The 26,126-nt window shown below is 60.9% G+C and carries 21 protein-coding genes and 2 pseudogenes; 15 read left to right on the top strand and 8 right to left on the bottom strand.

Translation table 11 applies throughout. The features are described 5' to 3' along the window. Positions 1 to 11: 11 nt before the first annotated feature. The gene (locus AC1RT2_RS29595) at positions 12 to 842 is read left to right on the top strand and encodes an IclR family transcriptional regulator (protein WP_493107732.1); all 831 of its coding nucleotides are present in this window, start codon (positions 12 to 14) and stop codon (positions 840 to 842) included. A gap of 10 nt (positions 843 to 852) precedes the next feature. On the opposite strand, the gene AC1RT2_RS29590 is transcribed toward AC1RT2_RS29595, so the two are convergent. After that, complete coding sequence (locus AC1RT2_RS29590; RefSeq protein WP_493107730.1) at positions 853 to 1,998, bottom strand: serine hydrolase domain-containing protein; 1,146 nt, start codon at positions 1,996 to 1,998, stop codon at positions 853 to 855. A gap of 250 nt (positions 1,999 to 2,248) precedes the next feature. Between AC1RT2_RS29590 and AC1RT2_RS29585 the strand changes: the two genes are divergently transcribed. Next, on the top strand, positions 2,249 to 3,445 hold the full coding sequence (locus AC1RT2_RS29585; RefSeq protein ID WP_493107728.1) for a serine hydrolase domain-containing protein: 1,197 nt from the start codon (positions 2,249 to 2,251) through the stop codon (positions 3,443 to 3,445). Between the two features lie 5 nt (positions 3,446 to 3,450). On the opposite strand, the gene AC1RT2_RS29580 is transcribed toward AC1RT2_RS29585, so the two are convergent. Continuing rightward, positions 3,451 to 4,254: a GntR family transcriptional regulator gene (locus tag AC1RT2_RS29580; RefSeq protein ID WP_493107726.1), complete on the bottom strand. Its 804-nt coding sequence runs from the start codon at positions 4,252 to 4,254 to the stop codon at positions 3,451 to 3,453. A 179-nt stretch (positions 4,255 to 4,433) separates the two neighbouring features. Between AC1RT2_RS29580 and AC1RT2_RS29575 the strand changes: the two genes are divergently transcribed. The 13 genes and pseudogenes from AC1RT2_RS29575 (at position 4,434) to AC1RT2_RS29515 (ending at position 19,663) form a co-directional block, all read left to right on the top strand. Beyond that, positions 4,434 to 6,353: an MOSC domain-containing protein gene (locus AC1RT2_RS29575; RefSeq protein ID WP_493107724.1), complete on the top strand. Its 1,920-nt coding sequence runs from the start codon at positions 4,434 to 4,436 to the stop codon at positions 6,351 to 6,353. 489 nt (positions 6,354 to 6,842) lie between these two features. Continuing rightward, positions 6,843 to 7,355: an RNA polymerase sigma factor gene (locus AC1RT2_RS29570; RefSeq protein WP_493107722.1), complete on the top strand. Its 513-nt coding sequence runs from the start codon at positions 6,843 to 6,845 to the stop codon at positions 7,353 to 7,355. Positions 7,356 to 7,531: 176 nt separating this feature from the next. After that, positions 7,532 to 8,497 (top strand): FecR family protein, encoded by a 966-nt coding sequence (locus AC1RT2_RS29565; RefSeq protein WP_493107720.1) that lies wholly within the window; start codon positions 7,532 to 7,534, stop codon positions 8,495 to 8,497. 184 nt (positions 8,498 to 8,681) lie between these two features. Next, a complete protein-coding gene (locus tag AC1RT2_RS29560; RefSeq protein ID WP_493107718.1) occupies positions 8,682 to 11,105 on the top strand; it encodes a TonB-dependent siderophore receptor in 2,424 nt (807 codons plus the stop codon). Positions 11,106 to 11,355: 250 nt separating this feature from the next. Beyond that, on the top strand, positions 11,356 to 12,180 hold the full coding sequence (locus AC1RT2_RS29555) for an iron-siderophore ABC transporter substrate-binding protein (protein ID WP_493107716.1): 825 nt from the start codon (positions 11,356 to 11,358) through the stop codon (positions 12,178 to 12,180). Position 12,181: 1 nt separating this feature from the next. Further along, entirely contained in the window at positions 12,182 to 13,018 is an 837-nt protein-coding gene (locus AC1RT2_RS29550; RefSeq protein WP_493107714.1) for a siderophore-interacting protein, read from the top strand. After that, entirely contained in the window at positions 13,015 to 14,067 is a 1,053-nt protein-coding gene (locus AC1RT2_RS29545; protein ID WP_493107712.1) for a FecCD family ABC transporter permease, read from the top strand. The genes AC1RT2_RS29550 and AC1RT2_RS29545 overlap by 4 nt, the downstream gene beginning before the upstream one ends. Beyond that, positions 14,064 to 15,125 (top strand): FecCD family ABC transporter permease, encoded by a 1,062-nt coding sequence (locus tag AC1RT2_RS29540; protein ID WP_493107710.1) that lies wholly within the window; start codon positions 14,064 to 14,066, stop codon positions 15,123 to 15,125. Before AC1RT2_RS29545 ends, AC1RT2_RS29540 begins: the two co-directional genes overlap by 4 nt. Continuing rightward, complete coding sequence (locus AC1RT2_RS29535; protein ID WP_493107708.1) at positions 15,122 to 15,979, top strand: ABC transporter ATP-binding protein; 858 nt, start codon at positions 15,122 to 15,124, stop codon at positions 15,977 to 15,979. The genes AC1RT2_RS29540 and AC1RT2_RS29535 overlap by 4 nt, the downstream gene beginning before the upstream one ends. 81 nt (positions 15,980 to 16,060) lie before the next feature. After that, positions 16,061 to 16,326, top strand: a pseudogene (locus AC1RT2_RS29530) (type II toxin-antitoxin system RelB/DinJ family antitoxin); the annotation flags it as partial. Beyond that, the gene (locus AC1RT2_RS29525; RefSeq protein ID WP_493107812.1) at positions 16,310 to 16,768 is read left to right on the top strand and encodes a type II toxin-antitoxin system RelE/ParE family toxin; all 459 of its coding nucleotides are present in this window, start codon (positions 16,310 to 16,312) and stop codon (positions 16,766 to 16,768) included. The pseudogene AC1RT2_RS29530 and the gene AC1RT2_RS29525, both read left to right, overlap by 17 nt. A 182-nt stretch (positions 16,769 to 16,950) precedes the next feature. Further along, positions 16,951 to 17,562 carry a glutathione S-transferase family protein gene (locus AC1RT2_RS29520; RefSeq protein WP_493107706.1) on the top strand — a complete coding sequence of 204 codons (612 nt, stop codon included), beginning with the start codon at positions 16,951 to 16,953 and terminating at the stop codon, positions 17,560 to 17,562. Between the two features lie 46 nt (positions 17,563 to 17,608). Next, complete coding sequence (locus AC1RT2_RS29515) at positions 17,609 to 19,663, top strand: pyridoxamine 5'-phosphate oxidase family protein (RefSeq protein WP_493107705.1); 2,055 nt, start codon at positions 17,609 to 17,611, stop codon at positions 19,661 to 19,663. 16 nt (positions 19,664 to 19,679) lie between these two features. Here the strand turns inward: AC1RT2_RS29515 and AC1RT2_RS29510 are convergent, their stop codons facing one another. From AC1RT2_RS29510 to AC1RT2_RS29485, 6 genes and pseudogenes are all read right to left on the bottom strand, one after another. Beyond that, positions 19,680 to 20,576, bottom strand: a complete 897-nt coding sequence (locus tag AC1RT2_RS29510; RefSeq protein ID WP_493107703.1) for a LysR family transcriptional regulator — start codon at positions 20,574 to 20,576, stop codon at positions 19,680 to 19,682. A gap of 380 nt (positions 20,577 to 20,956) precedes the next feature. Beyond that, positions 20,957 to 22,147, bottom strand: a complete 1,191-nt coding sequence (locus tag AC1RT2_RS29505) for a M20 metallopeptidase family protein (RefSeq protein WP_493107701.1) — start codon at positions 22,145 to 22,147, stop codon at positions 20,957 to 20,959. Further along, positions 22,134 to 23,312 (bottom strand): M24 family metallopeptidase, encoded by a 1,179-nt coding sequence (locus tag AC1RT2_RS29500; RefSeq protein WP_493107699.1) that lies wholly within the window; start codon positions 23,310 to 23,312, stop codon positions 22,134 to 22,136. The genes AC1RT2_RS29505 and AC1RT2_RS29500 overlap by 14 nt, the downstream gene beginning before the upstream one ends. Positions 23,313 to 23,340: 28 nt before the next feature. Beyond that, a complete protein-coding gene (eutA, locus tag AC1RT2_RS29495; protein ID WP_493107698.1) occupies positions 23,341 to 24,105 on the bottom strand; it encodes an ectoine utilization protein EutA in 765 nt (254 codons plus the stop codon). Between the two features lie 81 nt (positions 24,106 to 24,186). Further along, on the bottom strand, positions 24,187 to 25,569 hold the full coding sequence (ehuR, locus tag AC1RT2_RS29490) for a MocR-like ectoine utilization transcription factor EhuR (RefSeq protein ID WP_493107696.1): 1,383 nt from the start codon (positions 25,567 to 25,569) through the stop codon (positions 24,187 to 24,189). Between the two features lie 155 nt (positions 25,570 to 25,724). Next, positions 25,725 to 26,116, bottom strand: a pseudogene (locus tag AC1RT2_RS29485) (IS66 family transposase); the annotation flags it as partial. Positions 26,117 to 26,126: the final 10 nt, after the last annotated feature.

Below are 26,126 nucleotides of genomic sequence, written 5' to 3'. Positions count from 1 at the left end.
ACGGACACGCGATGAAGGACACGAAAGCAGACAGCAGCGGTCTCCCCCCTTCTAGCGAGGAGGGCGCGCCGGATATTGATCAACGTCTGTTCAACAATTCCGTCCGCAAGGCGATGGACATTCTCGCAGCCTTCACCAATGCCCCGGCGCCGCAGACGATCCACGAACTGGCCCAGGCGACGGGAAGCGACCGGAGCTCGGTGCAGCGTGCCGTCTATACCCTGCACAAGCTCGGCTATCTCGCGCACGATCCCGTAACGCGGCGCTATGCGGTGTCGTTGCGGATGATGGACCTGGCGTTTGCCTATCTGCGATCCGACCGGCTGACGGAAGCGGCCTTGCCGCATATGGCGGTGCTGACAGATCGCTGTCGCGAAAGCGTGCATCTGAGCCGGATTGACGGCTGGGACATCATCTATCTCGTTCGCCTGCCGCATGGCCAGCACCAGCATTTTGCGGGTCTTCCCGGCCGCCGCCGCCCTGCGTTCTGTACTTCGGGCGGTCGGGCGATGCTATCGCAATGGGACCGCGAGGCTGCCCGGCGTTACATCGAGGAAAGCCCGCGCGCGCCGCTCACGCCGCTGACGACCACCGATCCCGTCCGGCTGATGGACATGCTGGACGAGGCCCGCGAGCGTGGATACGCCACCTCGGACGAAGAGGTCCTGCTCGGCGACTGCGGCATCTCCGTTCCGCTGCCGATCGGCGCAACCGGAGAGGTGGCGGCACTGCACGTCACCTATTCGCGCTATGCTTATGACCGGGCCCGCGCCGAGGCGGAACTGTTGCCGGCGCTTATGTCGGCGGGGCATGCCATCCGCAACGTGCTGTCGGCACGATAACCACTCACGCTCAGGCCGCCGACACGGCCTTCAGCATGGCGATGACCTTCTGGTCGAGCGCGTCGTTGATCGGCAGGCTTTCGGAGGCGAGGCGCACGATAACGGTCTCGGACGCCGGGTCGATCCACAGGCTTTGCCCGTGAATGCCGAGCCCGGCCAGCGCGCCGGTGCCGGTTTCATACCAGAAATAACGATAGCTGCCGCCCGGAAACGTATCCGCCTGGTCGCCGGCAGCCCAGACCGCGCGATCGCCGTTCTGCCAAATCTCGTCGAGCAGGGCGGGGGACAGGATGCCGCCGCCGCCGATGCGGATCAGCTCGCCCAGCCGGGCAAGATCGCGGGCCGTGACCGACAGGCCGCCCGATCCGCGGGGATTGCCGGCGCGATCGACAGTGATCTGTGCGTCGCTATAGGCCCCGAGGGGCCGCCACAGCGCGGTGCCGAGGAAATCGGCATAGCGCTCTCCGCTGGCCGCTTCAATGACAAGCGCCGCCATGTCGGCATTCGGCGAGCGATAAGCGTGGCGGCTGCCATGCGCATGCACCGCCCTCGGCAGCGAGCACACCAATTGCCGGAGCGTCACCGTCGGTTCGTCCGGCCGTTCCGGGTTCCACAGCATGGCGCGGCGGTAGCGGTCGTAGTCGCCGCTTCTGTCGAGATAGGTTTCGTTGAAATCCACCGCCACCGTCATGTTGAGCAGGTCGACCAGTTTGAGGTCGCCATAGGCCGACCCCGTCGCTTGGGGCAGGTAGGTCGAAATCAGGTCGGTAGGCGACAGCAGTCCCCGATCCATGAGGATGCCGGCCAGCAGGCCGGTGACGGATTTCGAGATCGAGAAGATGATGTGCGGCTTGGCCGGGTCGCAATGACCGGCATACCATTCGGCGATCACCTCACCGCGGCGCATGATCACCAGCGCATCGCTTTCGCTTTCGGCAAGAAAATCGGCGAGGCCGCGCGTCTCGCCGGACAGGGTCTCGATGCCGAGTTTGGCGAAGCTGCCGAGTTCGAGCGGCGGCGCTTCGGACGCGCGTGTGCCGCGAACGATCGCAGACGGCACGAGCTCGGAAACATTCTGGAACGACCACGTCGAGTAGGGCCTGGCGCGCCAGTTCGCGAGGTCGATGTCTGCTCTGGTAGCGACGCTTGATGCCATCTGGATATCTCGTCATGCAGGGCTTGATGTCGTGGGCGACACTGCCGGAATTCAGGATAATCATCCTATTATAGTGCGATCGCAAATCGCGCAATGGGGAAGCGATTTTTTGCGAAGTTTCGTAAAAAATATCGTATTATCAATGATAAATTATCAGTCCTCTTCCAGATTTCTCGATGAAAACTGCTTGCAAAGAATATGAATGAGTGCGATTTTTCCAGCAGTTTTTGCATCTTGCGTGGGGACTGCGATGAACAATTCAGAGACCATGAAATTCCGCGATCCCGTGCAGCCGGGCGCGCCCATCATTTCGCGCCAGGACTGGGACATGCCGCCCCATCACCGCTGGACGTTCCAGCATGTTCGCGAGATGACCGCGACGGCGCAGGTCTGGCGCGGGGAGGGACCTTCGATGCCGCTGCCCGGCCGGCCCGAGGCTGTGGATGCCGTCGTCTATGAATTCGCAGGCGAACGCCGGACCGTGGGCGAATTCGTTGCCGCCAGCTACACGGATGGGTTTCTCGTGCTGTATCGCGGCGCCGTGGTGGCGGAAACCTATCTTAACGGCATGACGCCGCACGGCACGCATCTGGCCATGTCGGTTACGAAGACCATCGTCGGCCTGCTTATCGGCATTTTCGTCGGCCGCGGCGTGCTGGATGTCGCAGCACCCGTAACGGACTACCTGCCCGAACTCGCCGACACGGCCTACAAGGGGGCGACCCTGCAGCATGTGCTCGACATGACGACGGGCGTGGTCTTCGACGAATCCTACATCACGCCCGGCTCGCATATGCAGCAGCTCGATCTCGCATGCGGCTGGAAAGTGCATGACCAGCCGGGCTGGCCGCGCACGGTGTGGGAGCTGATCCTGTCGCTGAAGGAACAGGAACGGCCGCATGGTGCGCTGTTCAAGTACCGCTCGATCGAAACGGACGTTCTGGGCTTCATCCTCGAAAGGGTGACAGCGACGTCGCTGGCCGAACTGATCAGCCGCGAACTCTGGGTTCCGATGGGCGCTGCGGAGGACGCCTATATCACGGTCGACAACGGCGGTGCGGCCCTTGCCGACGGCGGTTTCTGCGCCAGCCTGCGCGACTACGGCCGTCTCGCCCAGCTTCTTCTGGATGGCGGACGGCGGGATGGGCGGCAGATCATTCCGGAGGCCTGGATCGAGGCGACACGCAATGCATCGGACGCGCTGTTCCAGGGCGTTTATCGGGTCGCGCTGCCGAATGGGGCCTATCACAACCAGATCTGGATCGAGGATACGGCCCGCAGATCCTACATGGCGCGGGGAATTTTCGGCCAGTTCATCTATGTCGATCCGGCGAGCGCCTTTGCGGTCGTCAAGCTCTCGACATGGCCGGAATTCGTCAGCGACGAGAGGACGCTGGAGTTCCTGTCCGTCGTACATGCCATCCGCGATCATCTCGATGCCCGATAGCTTTTTTATTCCGGTGCGAAGGTGGCGTGTTTCAGCAGGAACGCGGCGCTTTCGCCGATGTCGCGAGTAATCGCCTCTCGCGCACGGCCCGCGTCGCCCGCGACCAGTGCTTCGAGCACTCGCGCATGGTGATCCATCGCCAGGATGTCGGCGAGCGGCGCAGCGAAGCCATCGCCGAAATGGCGCAGGAACGGGCCGACCTGCATCCAGATCGTTTCGATCAGAAACAGCAGAGACGGGTTTTCGCAATGCTGATAGATCGAAGATTTGAAGCTGTAGTCCGTTGCCAGATACTGGCGGATGTCGCCTGCTTTTGCTGCGTTGGTAAGCTCGTCGCTCAGCCTGCGCAGGGTTCGCAGATTGTTGCCGTTGATGTGGGCGGCTGCCTTTTCGGCTGCGGCGGCTTCGATGACAATGCGCGAGTCCATCAGTTGCGCAAAGCTCAATGCCGTCATCTGCGGAACTTCGAGGGTTCCATTGGGTAGCGATCTCAGCGCCTGCACGGCCTGCAGCCGCATCAGCGCGGCGCGCACGGGCATGTCGCTGGTGCCGAGTTCCTGTGCGAGTTTTCGCGACGTCAGCTTCTGGCCCGGCATGAACTGGCCAGAAATCAGGGCGCGCACGATCTCTCGATAGACCTTTTCGTGCAGCGGCTCACTTTCTACCGCGACGAGCCCGATTGTCGGATTCTTTGACATCTCTATGTTCCGTGTCTCTAGGCCTTGCCGATTCCACTCCCGCGAAGAGCGACCAGTTTCCGGAGGCTTTCGCATTTCATGAGTTGCTATTTTTCTAGCAAGTTTATGCATGTAAGAAAATAGCCTGTAAGATGTTGGTGACACATTGCGCGATCTGCGATCGCACTTTAGATGTGTCCATAACGAAATACAAAGTGGCGTCTGTGCCGTAGCGCGGCGCGCTAAAGGGATGGCGAACGCTCGTTGACCTTCGGCGTAGTCGCCATCCGTGCAAACTGAGGACTATGGTGATGCCTGCAGATATTCGGGTCGGTGGCCTGTTTCTGTTTCCCCTGAAGTCGGCATCAGCCGTCGATGTCTGGACTGCTAGCGTCGAGCTGGAAGGCCTTGCCGGCGACCGCCGGATGATGGTGACTGATGCGCAGGGCGAATGCCTGACCTCACGCAAGTTTCCCGCCCTGCTCAGCCTGCGCTGCAGCCTGGAGGGCGATGTCGTGATCCTCTCCGCACCTGATGCCGGAGCTTGTATTTTCTCGCGTGCCGAATTGGCGCCCGCGCACTATGCCGGCGCCAGCGTCTGGGGCGAGTATGTCGAGGTTCTCGACGCAGGAAGCCGCGTCGCTTCATGGCTTTCGGCCTATCTAGGTCATGCCTGCAGGCTGGTGATCAAAGGAGAGCGAACAGTGAGGCCTCTGGCGCTCGGCGAGGGTGGGGTCGTCAGTTTTGCCGACACGGCCCCTTTGCTGCTCATCGGCGAGGCGTCACTAGCCGACCTCAACGATCATATGGAGTGGCCGGTCGAAATGGCACGATTCCGGCCCAATGTCGTTGTCCGCGGTGCGCTGCCGTTCGAGGAGGATGGCTGGCATCATATTCACATCGGTGACGTCGCGTTTGAGGTTGCCGGTCCATGCGATCGTTGCGTGGTCACGACGTTAGATCCCGTCACCGGCGCGGCGCGCAGCGATAGCGAACCTCTGGCGACACTGGCCAAGCGTCGGCGCGGAGAGGACGGCAAGCCCTACTTCGGCCAGTTCCTGATTCCGCGGCACGGCGGCAGGATCTTTGTCGATGACCAAATTACTGTTCTGTCCCGCAAGACCCCCGTGGCGCTGCAAGCTGCGCCTGCCACCATAGCGAAGCCGCGTCCATTGTTCGCTGCCACAAAGACAAAGGGTCCACTGTCGCTCATCTGCATGGGCATCACCCACGAGACCGGTGAGATGGCGACCTTCCGGTTCCGGATCGAGAACGGCGGGGCAATCGACTATCGGCCAGGTCAGTTCATGACGCTGCTGCTCGATGTCGATGGCGAGGCCGTGCGGCGTAACTACACGATATCCTCCTCTCCATCGCGGCCGCATCATCTTTCAGTGAGCGTCAAGCGTGTGGCCGGCGGCCGGATCTCCAACTGGCTGCACGACAATCTCAGGCCCGGTGACCGCGTGCCGGCACTGGCACCCAGCGGTCACTTTCATTTGGATGCCGCTGGGCAATCTCCACGGCTGCTAATGCTGTCGGCGGGCAGCGGCATCACGCCGATGATCTCAATGTTGCGCTATATCGTCGATCTCGACCTGCCGTATGACGTTGTCTTTCATCATAGTGCACGAACAGTTGAAGACATGGCGTTTGAGGATGAATTGGCGTCGTTCAGTCGGCAGATGTCGGGTCGGCTGCATGTGAGCTGGAACCTGACGGCGGCTCGCGAAGCGGTGCAATCGCGTTCGGGTGTTTTTTCCGGACGATTGAATGAAGAGATGCTTGCCGCGGTCTGCCGCGACATTGCCGCACGCACCACGCTGTGCTGCGGCCCGGCAGGATTTCGCGCGGTAGCGAAGGCTTTGCAGCAGGGTTTCGCGCCTGGCGCCATCTTTCTCGAAGAGAGTTTCGGCGCAGATTTCGATCAGTCGGCAACGGAGATTTCGGAGCCTTATCGGGTGACGTTCGGCGCAAGTGGCAAGATTGTCGAGGGCAACGATACTGCTACTTTGCTGGAGATCGCGCGTGAGCATGGCATCGAACTGGCGGCGGATTGCGAGGCGGGAATCTGCGGCACCTGCCGCTGTCGGGTGATCGAGGGCGAATGGAGACTTTCCGCACGCTGTGCCGATCGTGACAGGCATGCGCTCACCGATGGCGATAAGCAGGGTGGCTATGTGCTGGCCTGCACGACGCGGCCAATCGGCGATGTGGTGGTTGCACTGTGACCTGAATCGGGCTCTTCAACTGGCAACCCCCAAAAGTTGGATCAGAGCCGAAAGGCGACCCTGACCCAGAGCTAAGTCTGCGTGCCTAATCAGGACCCGGCTTGCCGCGTCCGATTGTCGATGCCCCTGATTGTTTCCAGGAATGGAGAGCGGACACCCAACCAGCCACTCGGGCCAAGCCCATGTCTGGTCTAGAGATTCCGCTGCGGACGAACTTTGCAATAACAGGGTCGTTAGTTCTGATCTCTTCGATAGCTATCCACACCACACTCGGCCGCAAAACATGCGGGCTAAAAGTTTACTTTCTTAATCATCTTTTTCGTGTATTTGGGTTCGCATCCGCTCTCGGACAGACGGCGGAGGTCTCATAGCAGCGGAATCCGAACGTGCAGCAATTACAATCCCCACGAAACGGCGTCGAAGGCGCGACGTTCTGGCGGTCGGCTGTGCGTGGGTCTGGTGCGCCGATCGTCCCTTCTTGAGGTAACGATGTCGGCGGCGCTCAACGCTCTCTTCGCCTTGCATCGCCGGTCGCTCCTGTGGACCGTCCTGCGTATCGTTCGCGACCCTCATACGGCCGAGGATCTCGCCCAGGAAACGTATATTCGCGCGAAACGGGCCTTCGACGAGGGGACCGTCGAGCATCCCGAAGGCTTCCTGCATCAAACAGCCCGCAACCTCGCCCTCGACCATTTGCGTAAGACAGGCACGCGTGCCGCTGTCGAGACGAGTGGCCTGGAAGAGACGGCGGCCGAGACAGTGGCGAGCCAGGTCGTTTCGATCGAGGATGCCATTATCGAGCGGCAGAGATTTTCGGCGTTCAAAGCGGCTTTGCAAGGGTTGCCGAAGCGGGCACAGGCAGTTCTCATTTTGAGCCGCGTCGAGAATTGGCCACAACACCAGATTGCCGAGCACCTCGGTGTTTCCGAGCGCACGGTTTTCAACGATCTGAAGATGGCGATGGCGCATTGCCGGGATGCCATTGCCCGGCACGAAGGATGACGGGCGGCGGCCCAAGGGTGGGCGGGCCGCCCATTTTTTGGGTTTAGATGAGAAAGAGGTGAGTGTTTTCCGGTTTTCCGCTGTCCATACGTCTAGGATAGAAGGAACCGCATCGCACGCGGGATTGGATGGCTTTGGTGGGACGCAATAGATTTGGTGATCGGCATGAGCGGGAGGTGGATTTCGTCCATGACGATCCGATCGTCGACGCCGCTCTCGACTGGTTCACGCGCCTTCAAGTTGGTAAGGCGGATGCGGACCTGCGCGCTCGGTTCGAAGAATGGTTGAAGCAGGATTCCCGGCACGAGCATGAGTTTCGCGCGCTCAAGGAAATGTGGGGCTCGAAAGTCTTCGAACAGGCGGTCGCCGGGCTCGACACTTTCGATGCGCCGGCGAGTACAGAAGGCGCAGACGACCGCCGCCGACGGTGGCCGATAAAGACGATCACCGCTGCCGCCTCGATCCTTGTTGCAGCAGGGGCGTGGCAAGGACCGAGTGCTGTCCTTGCTTGGCAGGCAGACTATATCACGACACCCGGCGAGCAATCGGTCGTAGCACTTGCGGACGGCTCCCGGATGATCATGAACACGGACACCGCTGTTGCGGTGGATTTCGAGGGTGGCCGGCGAAGCGTTCGGCTGCTGAAGGGCGAAGCGTTCTTCGATGTCCTTCACGATGCAGACCACCCGTTCCAGGTGGCGGGCGCGTATGGTGAAGTCGAGGTCAAGGGAACGGCTTTCTCCGTGCGCACCGACGAGGCGGAAACAGCCGTGGTCCTGGAACGGGGCCGGGTTGATGTGACCTGTCTGTGCAGCGCCGGCGGCGAAGCCCAGTTGCAGCCCGGACAGACCGTGACCGCGTCCGCCGCTGCCCTATCGGAGGTCGCCAATGTCGATACCGGCCATGCCCTTGCCTGGCGAGACGGCCGTGTTTCCTTCGATGATGTAACGCTTGGTAAAGTGGTTACGGAACTAGGCCGCTACTATCGCGGACGCGTGTTCGTAATGAGCGATCGAGCTGAGCGGCTTATCGTTTCAGGGAACTATCGCCTGGACAATATCGAAGGGGCATTGCGCAGCCTGGCGGATGCCGCAGGTATCAGAATGACCCGCATTCCAGGGGGTGTGATAATCCTTCGTTAAAAAGGCAACTTTTTTTGCCGGATTTCCAGACCCGCTGCGTCAACCAAATTGAGGGCAGCGGTCTGGGCAATGCGGATCGACCCTCGGGTGAGTTAAATGAGGGTATTTCGGAATGACGATGGGGCAGTCAAAATCGTATAGGGCGCGACTGGGAGCAAGCAGCGGTGCGCGCAAAGCCGTTCAAATGTTGCTGGCGACCACCATTCTCGGCGCCACACCTCTCGTCATCCAGACATCGGCGATGGCACAAAGCCAGCCCGCCGCCTCCGCCTCGCAGGCGATCTCCTTCAACATATCGCCGCAATCGCTGGCCTCGGCGCTGGATGCCTTCATTCGCCAGAGCGGTTGGCAGATCAGCTATTCCTCGGCGTTGGTTCGCGGCAAGCAGTCCGACGGCATTCGGGGGAGTGCGACCGCGGGCAGCGCCCTGCATCGCTTGGTCGCGGGAACCGGCATCACCGTCAGGATCGGCGCGCCGGGCTCTGCAGCACTGGTCGGTCCGGTCGATGGTGTCACTGGCTCCGTCGGTCCCGGCAATTCGACCGCGCTCGAGACCATTACAGTCGAAGGGGAGGAGGGCGCCTGGGGGCCTGTCGCAGGCATCGTTGCCAGCCGTTCGGCGACCGGCACGAAAACCGACACGCCGCTGATTGAAGTGCCGCAGTCGATTTCGGTGATCACGGCCGACGAGATCAAGGCGCGCGGTGCGGAAACCATCAAGGAGGCTGTGAACTACACGGCCGGCGTTCACGTCGGCGGCAGCAGCGCATCCACCCGCGCTTTCGACAACATCGAGATACGCGGCTTCGCGCCGACGCCGCTCTATTTCGAAGGCACATATTTGCCTTACATCGGCGATCTCGGCGGCTCGCCGCAGATCGACCCTTACCTGCTCGAGCGGGTGGAGGTCCTGAAGGGGCCGTCTTCGGTCCTCTACGGCCAGAACTATCCGGGCGGCATCGTCAACATGGTGAGCAAGCGCCCCACGGATACGCCCTTCCATGAAGTCGTCGCAGGGACGGGAACCGACGGCCGCGCTTACGGCGCGTTCGATTTTTCCGGCCCTGTCGCTGACAATGACGCTATCCTCTATCGTCTGACGGGCGTGGCGACGCGCACGGAGACGAACATCGACTATACGAAGGATGATCGTCTGCTGCTCGCACCTTCCTTCACGCTGAAGCCGGACGAGGACACCTCCTTCACGGTGCTTTCGCACTATCAGAAGGACGGTGGGGTGCCGGATTACCAGCCGCTTCCCTATATCGGAACGGTGGAGGCGGGGCCGTTTGGAAAGATCGATCGGGATCTGTTCACCGGCGAGCCAGCCTATAACAGCTACGATCGCGAGCAAGCAATCATCGGCTACGACTTCAGGCACCGTTTCAACGATGTCTGGTCGGTTCGGCACAATGCGAAATACATCTCGGTCGATGATTCCTATCGCACGTTCTTCAGCGGCGGCTATGTCGAAACCAACGGCGTGGTCGATTACACGAAGATGAGGCGCAACGCGATCGACTATTCGTCCGACAATCAGGTATTCGCCACCGATACCAATCTGCAGGCCGAATTCTCGACCGGTGCAGTTGAACATACGGTGATCGTCGGCACCGACTACAAGTGGTTCCGCAACGACTATACGGGCCGCTATGGTTTCGGCAACACGCCGCTGGACGTCTTCAATCCCGACTATGGATCCTACAAGGAGCCGACTGTGGGCGCCCGTTGGGACAATCGGATCAGCCAGCTCGGCATCTATCTCCAGGACCAGATCAAATGGGACAACTGGATCCTGACGCTTGGCGGGCGCTATGATTGGGCATGGCAAACTGACGAGGACCTTCTCACATCGACCGTCAGCAAGAAGACAGATACCGCGTTTACCGGCCGCGCCGGCCTGATCTACCTCTTTGACAACGGCCTTGCGCCCTACGTGAGCTATTCCACCTCCTTCATGCCCTATTCCGGCTTTGACGGGCAGAACAATCCTTTCAAGCCGACAACCGGGCAGCAAACGGAAGTCGGCATCAAATACGAGCCGGTGGGTTACAACGCCCTCATCACGGTCTCCGCCTATGATCTCAAGCAGCAGAACGTGCCGACCTATGACAGCCTGACCTTCCTGCCCTCCCAGCGAGGGGAAATACACGTTCAGGGCGTCGAGATCGAAGGCAAGGCCACCGTGTTCGACAGCCTCGATCTCATCGCCACGGCTGCCTACACGGATTCGGTCTATTCCAAGGCGGATGACGGGACAGAGGGAAACAAGGTCCGATTCATGCCGCCGGTGAACCTCTCGCTCTGGGCGAAGTACCGTGTGGAGGATGGTCCGCTTAGCGGTCTCGGCCTGGGTGCAGGGGTGCGTCATTCGAGCAGCGGGTATGGTAATGATGCCAATAGCTTCAAGTACCCATCATACACTGTGGTCGATGCAGCGGTTTCCTATGATTTCGGGAAGAGCAACCCCGATTTGGAAGGGCTGGAACTGAACATCACCGCGCAAAACCTCTTCGATAAGACCTATGTGAACGGCTGCAGCAACATCAATTCCTGCTTCTATGGAAAGTCGCGCTCGGTTTACGCCAACCTGAGTTTCCAATGGTAGTTGCCGTTTCTGAATGCTTACCGCGCCCGAATCCAGCGCACCTGTCTTCGGAGGCCATAAATGCGGCCCACGGAAATCGGCGACGGTGACTGCAAAGCTCATGGTGTCTTTTCCCCCGCTTGTGAGAATCATTCTCCTCCCGCTGGCGGTGTTGCTGGTTGTCGGATCTGCCCGGTCTGAGGACGGATTCCCGCGACATGTTCAGCACGCCTTCGGCACGACGACCGTGTCGAAGGCGCCAGAGCGGATCATGACGCTCGGTTGGAGCAGCGAGGATGCTGTCCTCGCGCTTGGCAGGATACCAGTTGGCATGCCGCGGTATCGTTTTTTCGAAAGCGGTATCTTCCCTTGGAACGTAGAGCGGTTGGCGGGAACCCGGCCGCATCTCCTTGATGGTGGCCTCGATTATGAGGCAATCGCCGAATTGCGGCCCGATCTCATTCTGGCGATCTATTCCGGCGTTGACGATCACGCCTACAAGCGGCTTTCGCGTCTTGCGCCGACGATCGTCTATCGGTCGGCACCTTGGTCGGCCGACTGGAAAGAACAGATGGAGTTGGTGGGCGACGCACTCGGCAAAAGTGTTGAAGCCAAGGCGCTGATCGAGAAGACCGCATCGTCCCTGTCCGCGATGGGTGACGGCTGGCCGATCCTGCGCGGCAAGACCTTTACTTTCGGAACCTACTTTGCCGGTGCTTCGGGCATCGTTGTCTATCTTCAGGAAGATCCCCGTGTCGTCGCCTTGCTTGAACTGGGGCTTAAGGCATCACCCGGGATTGCGGCGCTTTCCGCCGCCAATGCCGGCCGGGGTTCCATCGAGGTCAGCCTGGAGACAATCGACATGCTCGATGCCGATATCCTGGTCATGTGGTACGCGCCCGGCGCGCGCGCGGCGGCAGAGGCGCAGCCGTTGTTCAAGACGCTGGGAGCGGTGAAGCGCGGCGCCTATGTGGCTCTGGAGGACCCGGTCGAGGTCTGGTCGACCTCCGCGCTCAGCGTCCTGTCGGTTCCCTATGGCTTTCCCCGATTTGTACCCCGCCTTGCGGAAGCGGCGGCTCGGGCAGGAGGAGAATGATATGACAACAAATGCCGGTGCGCTCTCAGCTGCGCAGGACCATGACCACGATCACGATCCTTACGTGGAGGACTACTTCTTCGCTACGGCCTTGTCGGTCGAGCGTTTCACACCGTCCATGGTGCGGGTTTTGCTGAAGGTCCATGGCGGGGAAAGGCTGGTTGCGAGCGGACATCCCGACGAGTGGCTGCGGCTTGCGCTGAAGCCGGACGCCGAGACGCCGGTGACGCTGCCGGTCTTGATGGAGAACGGCAAATGGGGCCGGCCGGATGGCTCGAAGCATTGCCCGAACCGGCCTTATACGGTTCGGCGTTGGGATCCGAAGACCTGCGAGATGGTGATCGATCTCGTCGCGCATGAGGGCGGCGTGGCGGCCGGCTGGGCGATGGGCGCAAAGGCCGGAGATGTGGTCGGAATCTGCAATCCGGAGGGGCGATTCTGGATGCCGAGGGAAAGTCGCTGGCTGATGATGCTGACCGACATTACCGGGCTGCCGGCGGTTGGTCGGGTGCTGGAGGAATTGCCGGCTGGGTTTCGCGCCATCGTGCATGTGGAGGTGCCGTCGGAGGCGGATCGGCAGGTAATCGAGACGGTAGCGAGCGTGACGATCACCTGGCATGCCTGCCACGGGCTGAAGCCTGAACGGCCCGGCTATACCGAACTGCCGCGCATCGCTGGCGCGATCCGAGAGCTGCCGGAGGGGCCGGGCTATATCTATATTGCCGGCGAGGCGAAGGCCGCCGCCGCCTGCCGCGCACATTTCCGCGATGGGCTTGGCTTTGACAAGACCCGCATCGATGCCGTCGGCTACTGGATCGAGGGGCAGGCGCGGGTATGAGCGCTTTTCTCGCGGCGGGTGATCGCGCGGGGCAACCCGCATCGGGTTACACCGCCCCTTCACAAGCAGCCTGGTTGTTGGTCGGTCTCTTTCTGCTCGCTGTCTTTGCGGCGGCAAGCCTCGTGCTGGGCACGCGTCCGATCGCCTTGCCTATCGCGCTCGACGCCCTGTTTTCCTACGATGCGTCCTCCTCGGACCATATCGTCGTTCGGGACTACCGCCTGCCGCGAACAGCACTGGCCATTCTTTGCGGTGCTGCGTTCGGGGTGTCGGGGGCGCTCATTCAGGCGGCTACGCGCAATCCCTTGGCCGATCCGGGCATTCTCGGCGTCAATGCAGGGGCGGCGTTCTTCGTGACGGTTGCGGTCGGACTGCTCGGCTTCCAGTCGATCGATGCCTATCTATGGGCGGCGTTCTCCGGTGCGATCGTGGTCACGCTCGCCGTCCATGCGCTGGGGGGGAGGGGGCGGAACGGCATGACACCGGTGCGCCTGGTGCTGTCGGGCTTGGCATTGTCGGCGGTCCTTGGCGGCATCGGTTCGTCGATCACCCTGCTCGACCCGCAGGCCTTCGATGTGCTGCGCCTCTGGTCTGTCGGCTCGGTTGCCGGCCGCGACATGCATGCGGTTGCGACCGTTGCACCCTTCATCGGCCTGGGATTGCTGATCGCGCTCGCCGCCGCTCGCTCGCTCAATGCTCTCGCCCTCGGCGACGACCTTGCCCGTTCGCTCGGCGCCGATGTGTTGCGCGCCCGTATCCTGGTTGTGGTCGCCGTCACGCTGCTTGCCGGTGCGGGCACGGCAGCCGCTGGTCCGATCGGTTTCATCGGCTTGATCGTGCCGCATGTCGTGCGCTGGATTACAGGCCCCGACCAGCGCCGCATCATCCCACTGACCATGGTCTTCGCAGCGGTCTTGCTGCTTTGCGCCGACATTGCCGGCCGTCTCGTTCTCTACCCTGGCGAACTGGAAGCGGGCATCGTCACCGCCTTTCTCGGCGGGCCCGTGCTGATCCTGCTGGCCCGGCGCAGGCAAGCGAGCGGGTTATGAAGAAAGACCACCGGTCTCCCATCGTTTTTGGCCGGCCGGTGCTGGCCGTACGGGTCTTGGGCGATCACCTGTCTTTCCTGCTGGATCTGCGCACTCTCGGCGTCGCTGCCGTTCTTCTGGTCCTGGCGCTCTGTAGCGCCGCGCTCTCCCTGGCAAGCGGCACCTATGCCATTCCATTTGCCGACGTGGTCCGCGCAGTCTTCGGCCATGGCGAGGCGATGGTGCTGATGATCGTCACCGAATGGCGTTTGCCGCGGGTGATGCTTGCCCTGCTTCTGGGAGGTGCTCTGGGTTTAAGCGGGGCAATCTTCCAGTCGTTGACGCGCAATCCGCTGGGCTCGCCGGACATCATCGGCTTTGCTGCCGGTTCCTATACAGGCGCACTCGTAGTGATGCTTCTCCTATCGGGCGGCTACTATGAGACGGCGGCAGGTGCGCTTATCGGTGGCATCGTCACGGCACTCGCCGTCTACCTCTTCGCCTATCGACGCGGCGTGCAGGGTTTCCGCCTGATCATCGTCGGCATCGGCGTCTCGGCGATGCTGTCGGCGGTCAATGCCTGGATGATCCGGGAGGCTGATCTTCAGGTGGCAATGAGTGCCGCGATTTGGGGGGCGGGCTCGCTGAACGGTCTCGGTGTCGAACAGCTCGTCCCCGTGGTCGTCGTGCTCTGCGTGATCGTGCCGCTGACGCTTCTGCTCGCGCGGCCGATGCGGCAGCTGGAGATGGGCGACGATGCAGCGCGGGCCAGTGGTGTCGACGCGAACCGTGTGCGGCTCTCGCTAATGGTGCTCGGTGTCGCACTGACGGCGACCGTCACGGCGGCGGCTGGCCCCATCGCCTTCATCGCGCTCGCCGCCCCGCAGATTGCACGGCGGCTTATCCATTCGGCCGGTGTCCCGCTGCTGTCGTCGGCCGTGATGGGAGCACTTCTGCTTTCCGCTGCAGATTGGGCCGCGCAGCACGCCTTTGCTACGCAACTGCCAGTCGGCGTCATGACCGTCAGTATCGGTGGTGTCTACTTCCTCTGGCTGCTCGTCCGGGAGGGCCGCACATGACACAATCTCCCCACCCGTCCGATATGCCCCTCCATGCCGATGCGGTGACGCTTGGCTATGATGAACGAACGATCGCGCGGGACCTGTCCGTCGCGATACCTGACGGTTCCTTTACTGTCATCGTCGGGCCGAATGCTTGCGGCAAGTCCACGCTGCTGCGCGCACTATCGCGCCTGCTCACACCGTCGCAGGGTCGGGTCGTGCTTGATGGCAAGTCCATCGGTGATCTGCCTGCAAAGGCGGTTGCGCAAAAGCTTGGCCTGCTGCCGCAGAGCACAGTCGCTCCGGAGGGTATCACGGTGGCGGATCTGGTCGCGCGCGGGCGTTATCCGCACCAGTCCTTCTTCCGGCAATGGTCGAAGGCGGATGAGGCCGCGGTCGGCGCGGCCATGGCCGCCACGGATGTCGCCGGCCTCTCCGGTCGCCTCGTCTCCGAGCTCTCCGGCGGTCAGCGCCAGCGCGTCTGGGTCGCCATGGTGCTCGCCCAGGAAACGCCAATTCTGCTGCTTGATGAGCCGACTACCTTCCTCGATATCGCCCACCAGATCGAGATGCTGGACCTGTTTGCCGATCTCAATGCGCAAGGCCGCGCGATCATCGCCGTACTGCACGACCTCAACCACGCCTGCCGCTACGCGTCTCATCTCATCGCCATGAAGGATGGAAACATTTTTGCGGAGGGCGCGCCCGCCGCAATCGTCACGGAAAAACTGGTTGAAGATGTCTTCGGCCTGCGGGCCCTCGTCATCGACGATCCCATCTCGAACACACCTCTTGTCGTGCCAAGGAGAAGGCCCAGTTCACTGATGTTAAACAGTGGTGAAATCGCGCGGTCCAGCCATTCGCGCCGATAGCGCAAAATTCATGAGGGCGAGGCGGCATCGGTCCTGGTGGAGTGGGGGGCTTTGTCAGGACGCTAGCCGGCGGCACAATTTCGTGCCTCTCCTGTGCTTGAGGGCATGGGTCTTACAGTATCTGACGCGGTACGTATCTGCTAGCCCGTTAACCCGGGCGGCTAACGAGGGTGCACTGCCACTTGAACTCCTTTCGGGCAGCGAAGCGCATGACGCTTGGTTCCGCACTAAGGTGCTCGAAGCTCTGAACGATACTCGAACGGACGTCTCGGATGATGAAGTCGCGGCCCACTTCGCGGAACGTCGAGCGGCAAGCGCGGCCTAAAGCGGGTGCACCCAAATCGTGAAGCTGACTTGGTTTGCGTTATCGGATGGCGACGCATCTTCACATATATTGAGGCAGGTAATCCTTCAGCCGCCGTCTTGATCGACGAGCGGATCAGGGCCGCGACTTGTCGCCTGATCGATTCTCCCGCGAGTGGGCGCATTGGCAGAATTGCTGGTACGCGCAAACTTGGGATCAACGGCACGCCCTATGTCGCGGCATATGCCGTTACCGAGACGAAAGTTCGTATTCTGCACGTCCTCCATGGCGGAGGAGTTACTAAACTCTTTGCCAGCCATCTAAATCGACTCGCACTAGCCGATCGAGCGGATGAGTCCTTTCAAGAATATCTGCACTCGGGGATCGTGCCGATACCGGATTCTAAGAGGCGGCGATATCGAGGATGCAGACGCGCTGACAGGCTACAACGATGTTCACTTCAGTCACTACCGCTGGAGCACTGAGATCATCGCGAATAGACTTAGGGTGGAGACGGTCGAAGGCGTGCATTTGACGCGTGGCCGGGAGATTTCGGTCATTCCACACAATAGTCCCTTCCGCCGAAACAGTGTTCATTAGAGCCTGACACTCATGCAAATTCCGAACGAAGCCGCCTCGCAAGGAGGTTGTTCCAACGGAGATGCAAATGAAGCTCTATCATCACCCGCTGTCCGGTCACGCGCATCGCGCGCACCTGTTCCTGTCCTTGATCGGCGAAACTTTTGAACTGATCGAGGTCGATCTCGCCAAGGGCGAGCATAAGCAGCCGGCTTTTCTAAAGCTCAACAGCCTCGGCCAGATACCTGTCCTCGTTGATGGTGAGACGGTCGTTCAGGATTCGAACGCCATTCTCGTTTATCTCGCGAAGAAGTACGGAAAGACGGACTGGTTGCCGGACGATCCGATCGGTGCTGCCAGGATCGAGCGCTGGCTATCGATCGCCGCCGGCCAGATCGCCTATGGCCCGGCCGCTGCCCGCCTCGTCACGGTCTTCGGTGCAAAGTTCGACACGGAAGAAGTCATCGGGCGTGCGCATAACCTGCTCAAGGTGGTCGAGGGCGAGCTTTCTCACCGTGATTGGCTGGCTGCAAGCCATGTCACCATAGCCGACATCGCTCTCTACAGCTATATCGCCCGCGCTCCCGAAGGCAATGTCGACCTGTCGGCCTATCCGAAGGTGGGGGCCTGGCTTGCACGTATCGAAAAACTTCCGGGGTTCGTGCCCTTCGCGACGACACCAGTCGGCCTCGCCGCTTAAAACACCCACGTCCGATAGGAGAAAGGCCGCGGCGATGGATAGTCATGTGAGCAACATCGGGCCATTGCCGTGGCATAGCGGTGAACGCGCGCTTCAAAAAAGCGCGGGCGTCGAAAACGCGGCCGCCGATCTCGGCCGTCGTTTCGTCCGCGATCACCTGATCGAGCAGCACCGCCTCTTCTATCCGCAGCTTCCGTTTTTCGTCGTCGGCGCCGTCGATCCGGCAGGTGATCCATGGGCCACCATCATCACCGGTCAACCAGGTTTCGTGAGTACTCCAGACGACCACACCCTCCACGCTGCGTTCCGCCGCGATCCATCTGATCCGGCGGATAAGGGCTTCAACGAAGGTGATGCCATTGGGGTCCTGGGCATTGAACTACACACACGGCGACGTAACCGGCTCAATGGCAATATCGCGGGTGCAAGTGCTTTAGGCTTCGATCTGAAAGTCGTGCACAGCTACGGCAACTGCCCCCGCTACATCCAGCTTCGCGACTTCTATTTCGTCAGAGACCCCAGCCTTCCGTTTGCCGGAGACGTCGAGAACCTCTCGGAGATGGACGAAGATGCGAGGCACATGATCAGGCACGCCGATGCCTTCTTCGTCGCCTCCTACGCGGAGGAAGGCGGCGCGCGGCAGACCGATGGATCAAGCCGCGGCGGGAAGCCCGGCTTTGTCCGGATCGGCGAGGATGGCACGTTGACCATCCCGGATTTCAACGGAAACACCTTCTTCAACACTCTAGGCAACATCCATTTGAATGGGCGCGCGGGACTGACCTTCGTCGATTTTTTAACTGGCGACATGCTGCAGATGACCGGGCGCGCTGAAGTCATCCTAGATTCCACAGATGTCGAAACCTTTCAGGGGGCGGAGCGGTTTTGGACGTTCAAGGCGGAAAAGCTTATCCGGCGCAGGGGCGTACTCGCTATCCGTTGGACGGCGCGCGAAGATGGCAAAAGCCCCTATGCGGAGATGACCGGTGACTGGAATCAGGCCGATGAGCGTACCCGCGCGAAGGAGCTTGCTAAGCAATGGCGTCCCTTCCGGATCGAGCACGCGATCGACGAGAGTGCAACGATCCGCTCGCTCTACTTGAAACCGGCTGATGAAGCTGGCGTGATCTTCCATAGGGCAGGACAGCATTTGCCGATCCGGGTGATGCTGCCTGACGGCGATGGGCCGGCAATTCGCACCTACACGATTTCGGCCGCTCCTTCCGATGGTATGTACCGCATCAGCGTGAAGCGAGATGGAAAGGTATCGCGGTTCCTTCACAGCCTGTCCGAGGGGTCGGTGATCGAGGCGCGTGCACCTTCGGGATCTTTCATGATCGATCCGGTAGCGTCGCGACCAGTCGTATTGCTCGCTGCCGGGGTCGGCATCACGCCAATGATCTCGATGCTTCGCAACATTGTGTATGAGGGACAGCGTAGACAGCGTGTCCGCAAAACCTGGCTCTTTTATGCGGCGCGCTCAAAGGCGGAACAGGCATTCGGTGATGAGCTTGACGAGCTGGCGGTCGCATCAGGCGGGAATATTCGGATCTGCCGCCTGCTGAGCGATACGGAAGGCGCCGAGTCTCGAACGCATTTCGACGCGGTGGGGCATATCGACGTCGAGCTGCTCAAACGAACGTTGCCCCTGGACGACTATGACTATTATCTCTGCGGGCCATCCGCGTTCATGCAGGACACCTATTCGGGCCTGCGTTCACTCAACATTGGCGACGGCAGAATACACGCAGAGAGCTTCGGGCCGGCCTCAATTCGTCGGACGCGGGATAACGACACGTCTGGTGTTGAGAACAAAAAACCTGCGACGCGGCCGGTAACCGTCGCTTTCAGCCAATCTGGCAAAAAAAGCCGTTGGACGCCAGGCAGCGGTACTTTGCTGGAACTGGCCGAAGCCGGTGGTCTGACACCAGAATTCGGCTGCAGGAGCGGGTCATGTGGAACCTGCATGACGAAAGTACTCCAAGGAGCGATCGCCTACGAGGCGGCGCCGGCGGCGTCCGTTGCTGATGGTCATGCGTTGATTTGCAGCGCCTATCCAGCACAGGAAGGCAGCGAGACGGAACTTCAACTTGCTCTCTAGGGCCGATGAGCGAGATTTAGTTGATGTGTTTGCTTGCACGCAGTCTGGTCACTGCGAAGTCGACGAAGCTCCGGACCTTGGCCGATGCGTGGCGACCGTCCGGATGAACGACGTGGATCGGCAAAGGCTGCTCCTCGTAGTCATTGAGGACGGTTTGCAACTCACCCGCATCCAGCCTGGCGGCGATCTGGTAGGATAAAACGCGCGTCAACCCCCAACCCTGAACCGCTGCCAGGACGGCGCCTTCATTGCTGCTGCAGAAAAGGCGGGGCGTGATCCGCACGCTGGTGATTTCTTCGGCCCCAAACCTCCACTCAAGCGACGACCATGCGCTTGTTGGCGCAACGATGCGATGGTCTATGAGATCCGAAGGTGTCGTCGGTTTGCCGTTTCTTTCGAAGTAAGCTGGAGATGCGCAAACGACCCGTCTGACTTCGCCGACCCTTGTGGCCGCGAAACCGGAGTCGGGCAGGTGCCCGATGCGGATGGCGACATCAACCTCCTCTTCCACAAGATTGACGATCCTGTCTGCGAACAATGCGCGCCCTATGACATCGGGATGAAGGTCGAGGAACTCGGTCAACAGCGGCATGACATAGAGAGCGCCGAACATCGAAGGCGCTGTGACACTGAGTGTTCCCGTTGGTTTGCTGAACGTTGCGGCAGCGGAGGCTTCCGCCTCATTGAGTTCGGACAGAAGTCTTTGACAGTCTGCAAAATATCGACTTCCAGCATCTGTAAGCTTCACCGAGCGCGTCGTTCGGGTGAGAAGGCGTGCGCCGATGGCCTCCTCAAGCGAGGAGACAATTCTGGTGACGGCGGGAGGGCTCATGTTGAGTTGACGCCCCGCGCCGGCGAAGCTGCCCGCTTCCCCGACCTTCACGAAGACCTTCATCGCCTGCCATCGATCCATATGTCTTATTCCATGGAAGGAAAGTGTTGGTGCGGTAGATGGCGTACCGGAACGCGTGATGCAACGACTAAATCGAGCATTCGCGGCGGTTGGGTCTTCGCTTGGCGGGTTCACCGGTAGTCGCTAGTGCCGCCTTCCACACGGCCAGGGAATGTTTCCTGTCATCCGCCATCAGTTTGGTTGGCACTCCCCCAATCCCACCAAGTTCGCCCGTTGGATCGCGAGCGGTTTGGCTTTGTCAATGCACCCAAATTTCGCAAACACCTGCTGCCTCTCCTGTAGTTCGTTGATCGGCCGAAGAGGGAGACCGGTAGGACAGCTAGGAAACCAATTATGATCAGATAGAATAATTGGTGACGCAAAGCCATTCTCCCGATGTTTTACACGTTGGACAGAAAGGTCATTGCCGCGACGGCAAGCACGTTGGCTCCTTTTGGGAGAGCAGTCTCGTCGACACGGAATTGCGGGTGGTGGAGAGGATAGATGGCCTCGATTGCGTCGTTGCGGATGCCGAGGCGGAAGTAAACCGAAGGGCACTTTTCGCTGTAGAATGCAAAATCGTCGGCCGCGGTCCAGCCTGGCGCGTTCAATACATTGTCGCGTCCAACGACGTCAGCACCTGCGCGCTGGATGATATCCACCATCTCCGGGGCATTGATGACCGGCGGTTCTCCACGCTGAAGGTTGACCTCAACGCCAGCGCCATGGGTCGTCGCGACACCTTCGAGGACCTGCCGCAGCCGGCGCCAGGCCTTCTGCCTTGTTTCCTCATGGCCGCTGCGGATCGTGCCCTTCAGACGGACTTCCGGCGCGATGACATTGTAGGCGCCTCCGCCCGAGATGCTGGTGACCGATATCACGAGGGGATCATAGGGATCGATTTCCCGCGATACGATCTTCTGCAACTCCGAGACCATCGAGCAGGCAACGGCGATCGCGTCCACACCATCCGACGGCTTTGCGGCGTGGGCGGAGCTACCTGATACAACGACATCGAAAATGTCGCAGGCCAGGGTATAGGGGCCTGCACCGACAGCGATCCGGCCCGCCGGCGTGTAGGGATCGACATGAATACCGATCGCTGCGTCCACATCGTCGAGAAGGCCTTCCTCGATGACGCGGCGACCGCCGAGGGGTTCGGCTTCCTCGGCGGGCTGGAAGATCAGCCTTACGGTGCCGCTGAAGGATTGTTTCTGCCGATCGAGGAGAACCGCAGCGGCGTAGCCCATGGCCGCGTGCGCATCGTGGCCACAGGCATGCATCACGCCCGGTCGCTCCGATGTAAACGGCACGCCCGATGTCTCGTTGATCGGCAAGGCATCGATATCGGCCCGGATCACGACCTTGCGGTTCGACAGTCCGGCCGCACCGACGATATCGACCGCGAGGCCGAAGCCGGCGACGGGTCGAATATTCTCAAGCCCTGCTTCCTCGAGCACCTGCCTCAGATAGGCCTGTGTCGCGCGTTCCTCGTTCGAGAGTTCCGGGTTGCGGTGGAGGTGACGCCGGATCTCGATCATCCGGCGTTCTAGGGTTGGCTCCATGCCAGACATGTCTTCAGGCTTTGACATGGATTTCCCGCGGGAAGTTGGTGAGGGTTTCGTATCCCTGCTCTGTCACCAGGAAGGTCTCGCTGACCTCGATGCCCCAGCCGTCCATCCACATGCCGAGGATGGAGTGCAGCACGTTGCCGGGCTTCAGGATGCTCTTGTCCCCCGGGCGCAGGCTGATCGTGTGTTCGCCCCAGTCCGGCGGATAGGCAACGCCGATGGAGTAGCCGATGCGCGACTCCTTCTTCAGGCCATAGCGCTGGATGACCTGTCGCCAGCTGGCCTCGACCTCCTCCGCCGTCACGCCCGCCTTGATGGTTGCAAGCACGGCCTCCATGCCTTCGAGCACAGCCTTGCCCGTATCGCTCACCTTGGTGGGCATCTTGCCGAGTTGCATCGTTCTGGCGAGGCCGGCTGTATAGCGGCGCACCACGCCGGCCAGTTCAAGTGCCACCGTCTCGTTTTCTCCAAAGCGTCGGTCGCTCCACATGACGTGGGGGGCGGATGCGTTTTCGCCGGCAAGAATGGTCGGGGGAAGCGCGGTAATGTCGCCGGCGAAGTCTGGCGAGCCCGCAATCTGCGCGGCCTGAATTCTGGCGATGGCATCACATTCGCGCACGCCGGGCGCAATGACGTCATAGGCCGCGGTCACGGCCGCTTCGGCAAGGCGTGATGCCTTGCGCAGGTAATCGATCTCGGCGGCTGATTTCACGCTGCGGATCCAGTTCACCAGGAGGTCCGCGTCGTGGATCGTTGCGTTGGGCAGGCCGGCGGTGAGGCGGGCATGCGCCTTGGGCGAGTAGTAGTAGGCTTCGAGTTCGATGCCGATATTGCCTTGCCCCCAACCCTTCCGGGCAATCCACGCTGCAATCCAGTCCATCGGATGGCGATCGGCGCGCTGCACATGATCTTCCGGAAAGCCGACGACGTTGTCCGGTTTCATCCATGCGGTCAGCAGGCCACCGGCCGCGTCCATGGCGCGGCCGATCCACACGGGTTCTTCGTCGGTGATCGGCACGAGCACAACCTGCGGCGTATAGAAGGACCAGCCATCATAACCGGTGATGTAATGCTGATTGGCAACGTCGTTGACAATCAGGAGGTCGAGGTTGCGGCGTGCCATTTCCGTGCGGATGGCGTGAAGCCTGGCCTTGTATTCGGAAAGCGCGAAGGGAAGTTCGATCATGAAGAACGCATCCTGTTCGATGGGCTGACTATTCGGGCGGGAAGGGAAGGGTAAGCAGTCGATGGGCAGCGGTCGGGTCAGCGGCGATGCCGCATTGGCGCAGGCTAGCCCATGCGGCTGCCAAGTTGCTGGTGACTACCGGCAGGCCGGACAGCCGTTCGATTTCGGGAACACATTGCGCGGCCCTAAGCGCCGTACAGGCAATGAAAAGCGCTTCCGCGCCTGGCGTAATGGTAGCAATAGCCAGCCTGACGATCTCCTCGTGCGGCAAGCGCGCCATTGCTCGGTCATCTTCCATGCCAAGACACATGAGGCGATCGACAGAAAAGCCCTGCTCAGAGAAGAAAGCGTGCATGGGCTCTGCCGTGCCCCGGACATAGGGTGTCAGAATATTGATGCGGCGCGCCTGAAAAGCAAGGAGAGCCCGAACAGCCGAGCCGGCGGGGGTAATCACCGGCGTTTCTGGCTTGCCGGCTTGCACTGCGGCGATAACCTCATCCTCGCCAATGACAACGGAAGCGGACGTGCACCCGTACACGATGGCATCGACATTCTCATCTGGAAGGATGAGCGACGAGGCAGTAGCGAGAAGCGGATGCATCGCGCGCAGGTTTTCCGGCGTGGTTGGATTGACGTAGGGGATTCGTGCCACGTGCACGGCAATGTCGTCGTTTGCCACCAGGCGCCGGAAATCGCCTTCCACCGTATGGTCGGTCGCAAGCGCGATCAGGCCGATACGCCTCCGACTGGGGCGCTCATCAAGTGTCGGCCTTGGCTGAATTTCGACGATCATGCGTGCTCCGCAGGTTTCAATCGGCATTGAGCCGTGCCGAGAAAAGCATGTCAATCTGCGAAAAAGATACGTGTCAATTTACTAGAGTGAGAGCACGTTTCGGTCCGGCGCGGCGCGCAGCAGCGAAGCGAGGACATCGAGCCCTGCGCGCAGTTCAAATTCTTCCGTCGCGCCCACTGACACGCGAACGGCGCCGACCGGAGATCCATCGAGGCAGAACGGCGTACTGGGAGCAACTGCGATACCGCGCGCTCTCGCTTGCGATATGAACGCAACCTCGTTGTGGCCGGGGGCAAGAGGGAGCCACACGTGGAGTGACTCGGGATGTGTACGATAGGGGAGGCGTTCCAGACATTGTGTGACGATCCGGTTTCGGGCGCGAAGCTTGTCGCGTTGCCAGTCGATCAGTGTATCCACGGTTCCGTCATTCAGCCAGGCGGTGGCGAGTTCAACTATTATCGGCGTCGCCATCCAGTTGGCCAGCAGTTGGCGGTTCGCGATGGTGGCGGCGAACTGATCCGGTGCGGCAATGTAGCCGACCCGCAACCCCGGCATGGTAGCTTTGGAGAAGCCGGTCACGTAAATCGTGCGTTCCGGGGCAAGGGCCATAATGGGGCTCAACCGATCGCTTATGAGGGGGCCGAACACATCGACTTCGACAATCGCCATGTCATGTCTGCGCGCGACTTCGGCCAAGGCACGCCGTCGAGTTTCGGACATGAGTATGGCCGTGGGATTGGCGATGTTGGGTTGGAGTGTGATGGCGCGTATCGCCTCGTGGCTACACGCTTCCTCCAGCGCCTCAGGCAGCATGCCATCCGAATCCGCCGGTATCGCGTGGACCCGTATTCCCAGATAGTCCGCGAGCGGCCGAATGACGTGGTAACAGACTTCCTCCGCCGCAAGAATCGAACCAGGCCCGACTGCGGACATCATTGCGACTGTGAAGGCGGACGATGCGCCATTCGTCGGGAGCACATTCTGCGCCGAAGCCGGCACCCCCAGCGAACAGAGCCAGGCGGCTGCCGCTTCATTGTGCCGGGGGAAAATGGTGTTTGGCCGAAAGGACAGAACGGATGTGGGCGCTATGGTGTCGCCTAGTCGGTGCAGAGCCTCCTTCATCAAGTCGAGTTGCATGGTGGCGCAGATGGGTGTGACGATGGAAAGATCGATCACATTCGCCGGGCGTTCCGCAATGTACGGCGTTTGAAAGGCCGAGCCGGACGTTCTGACATAGGTGCCCCGCCCGACCTCTCCAGACACAAGGCCGCGCCGCGCGAGGATATCATAGGCCTTGCTGACCGTCTGGATCGAGACCTTCAGATCATACGCCAGGTCCCGGTGCGCGGGCAGCTTCTCGCCTGCCTGGAGGCGGCCGATTTTGATCGCTGCTGAAAATTGATCTGCGAGCGAGACGTAAACCGGCCGTCGCAACAGGCCGACATCAGGGTGCCAGTTTGTCATGCTTTTATTTGGGCTAAATGCAGGACAATTTCAATCTCGCATTCTTGCTCTAGAGGTCGCTGCTTTCCCACGTAGGGAAAGTTGGGGCAATCTCGGTCAAATGCTGATCGGCGCGGAGCCCAGCGTATAGCCATCCTTCAGTATCGGATGGACCTCTCAATGCGGCCATCGGCCAGGAAGATGCAGAGTCGCCCCAATATTTGGCGATACAGGCGAGCGCTTCGCCAAGCGGTGACTTGCCAGCGAAACGAGCACGATGATGGCGAGCCCAGGTCCCCATGCCCGCGATCAACGCTGCTGATCGTTCTTGCCTTGCTGCAACCCGAGCGTCGGCGGAGAGATCGCGTATCTCGCCGTCGATGCGATAGCGCTCGCCGATCCGCTTCACTCGCTCTTCCGCAATTGGCGCTGAGCCAGTGCGGATGATCTCGGCCAGCTTACGCCTTGCTTGTGTCCAACGATAGGCAAGCAGGATGTCCGGGCCGACGCGATCCGCTGCAATCGGCCAGTTACAACCGGCGTAGCCACCCACTTGAAGAATGTCCGTCGCAACAGGC

The organism is Shinella sp. GW821-FHT11G07 (genome assembly GCF_058808115.1).
The sequence above is the reverse complement of the archived record's forward strand: the minus strand, read 5'-3'. Positions and strand labels throughout refer to the sequence as shown.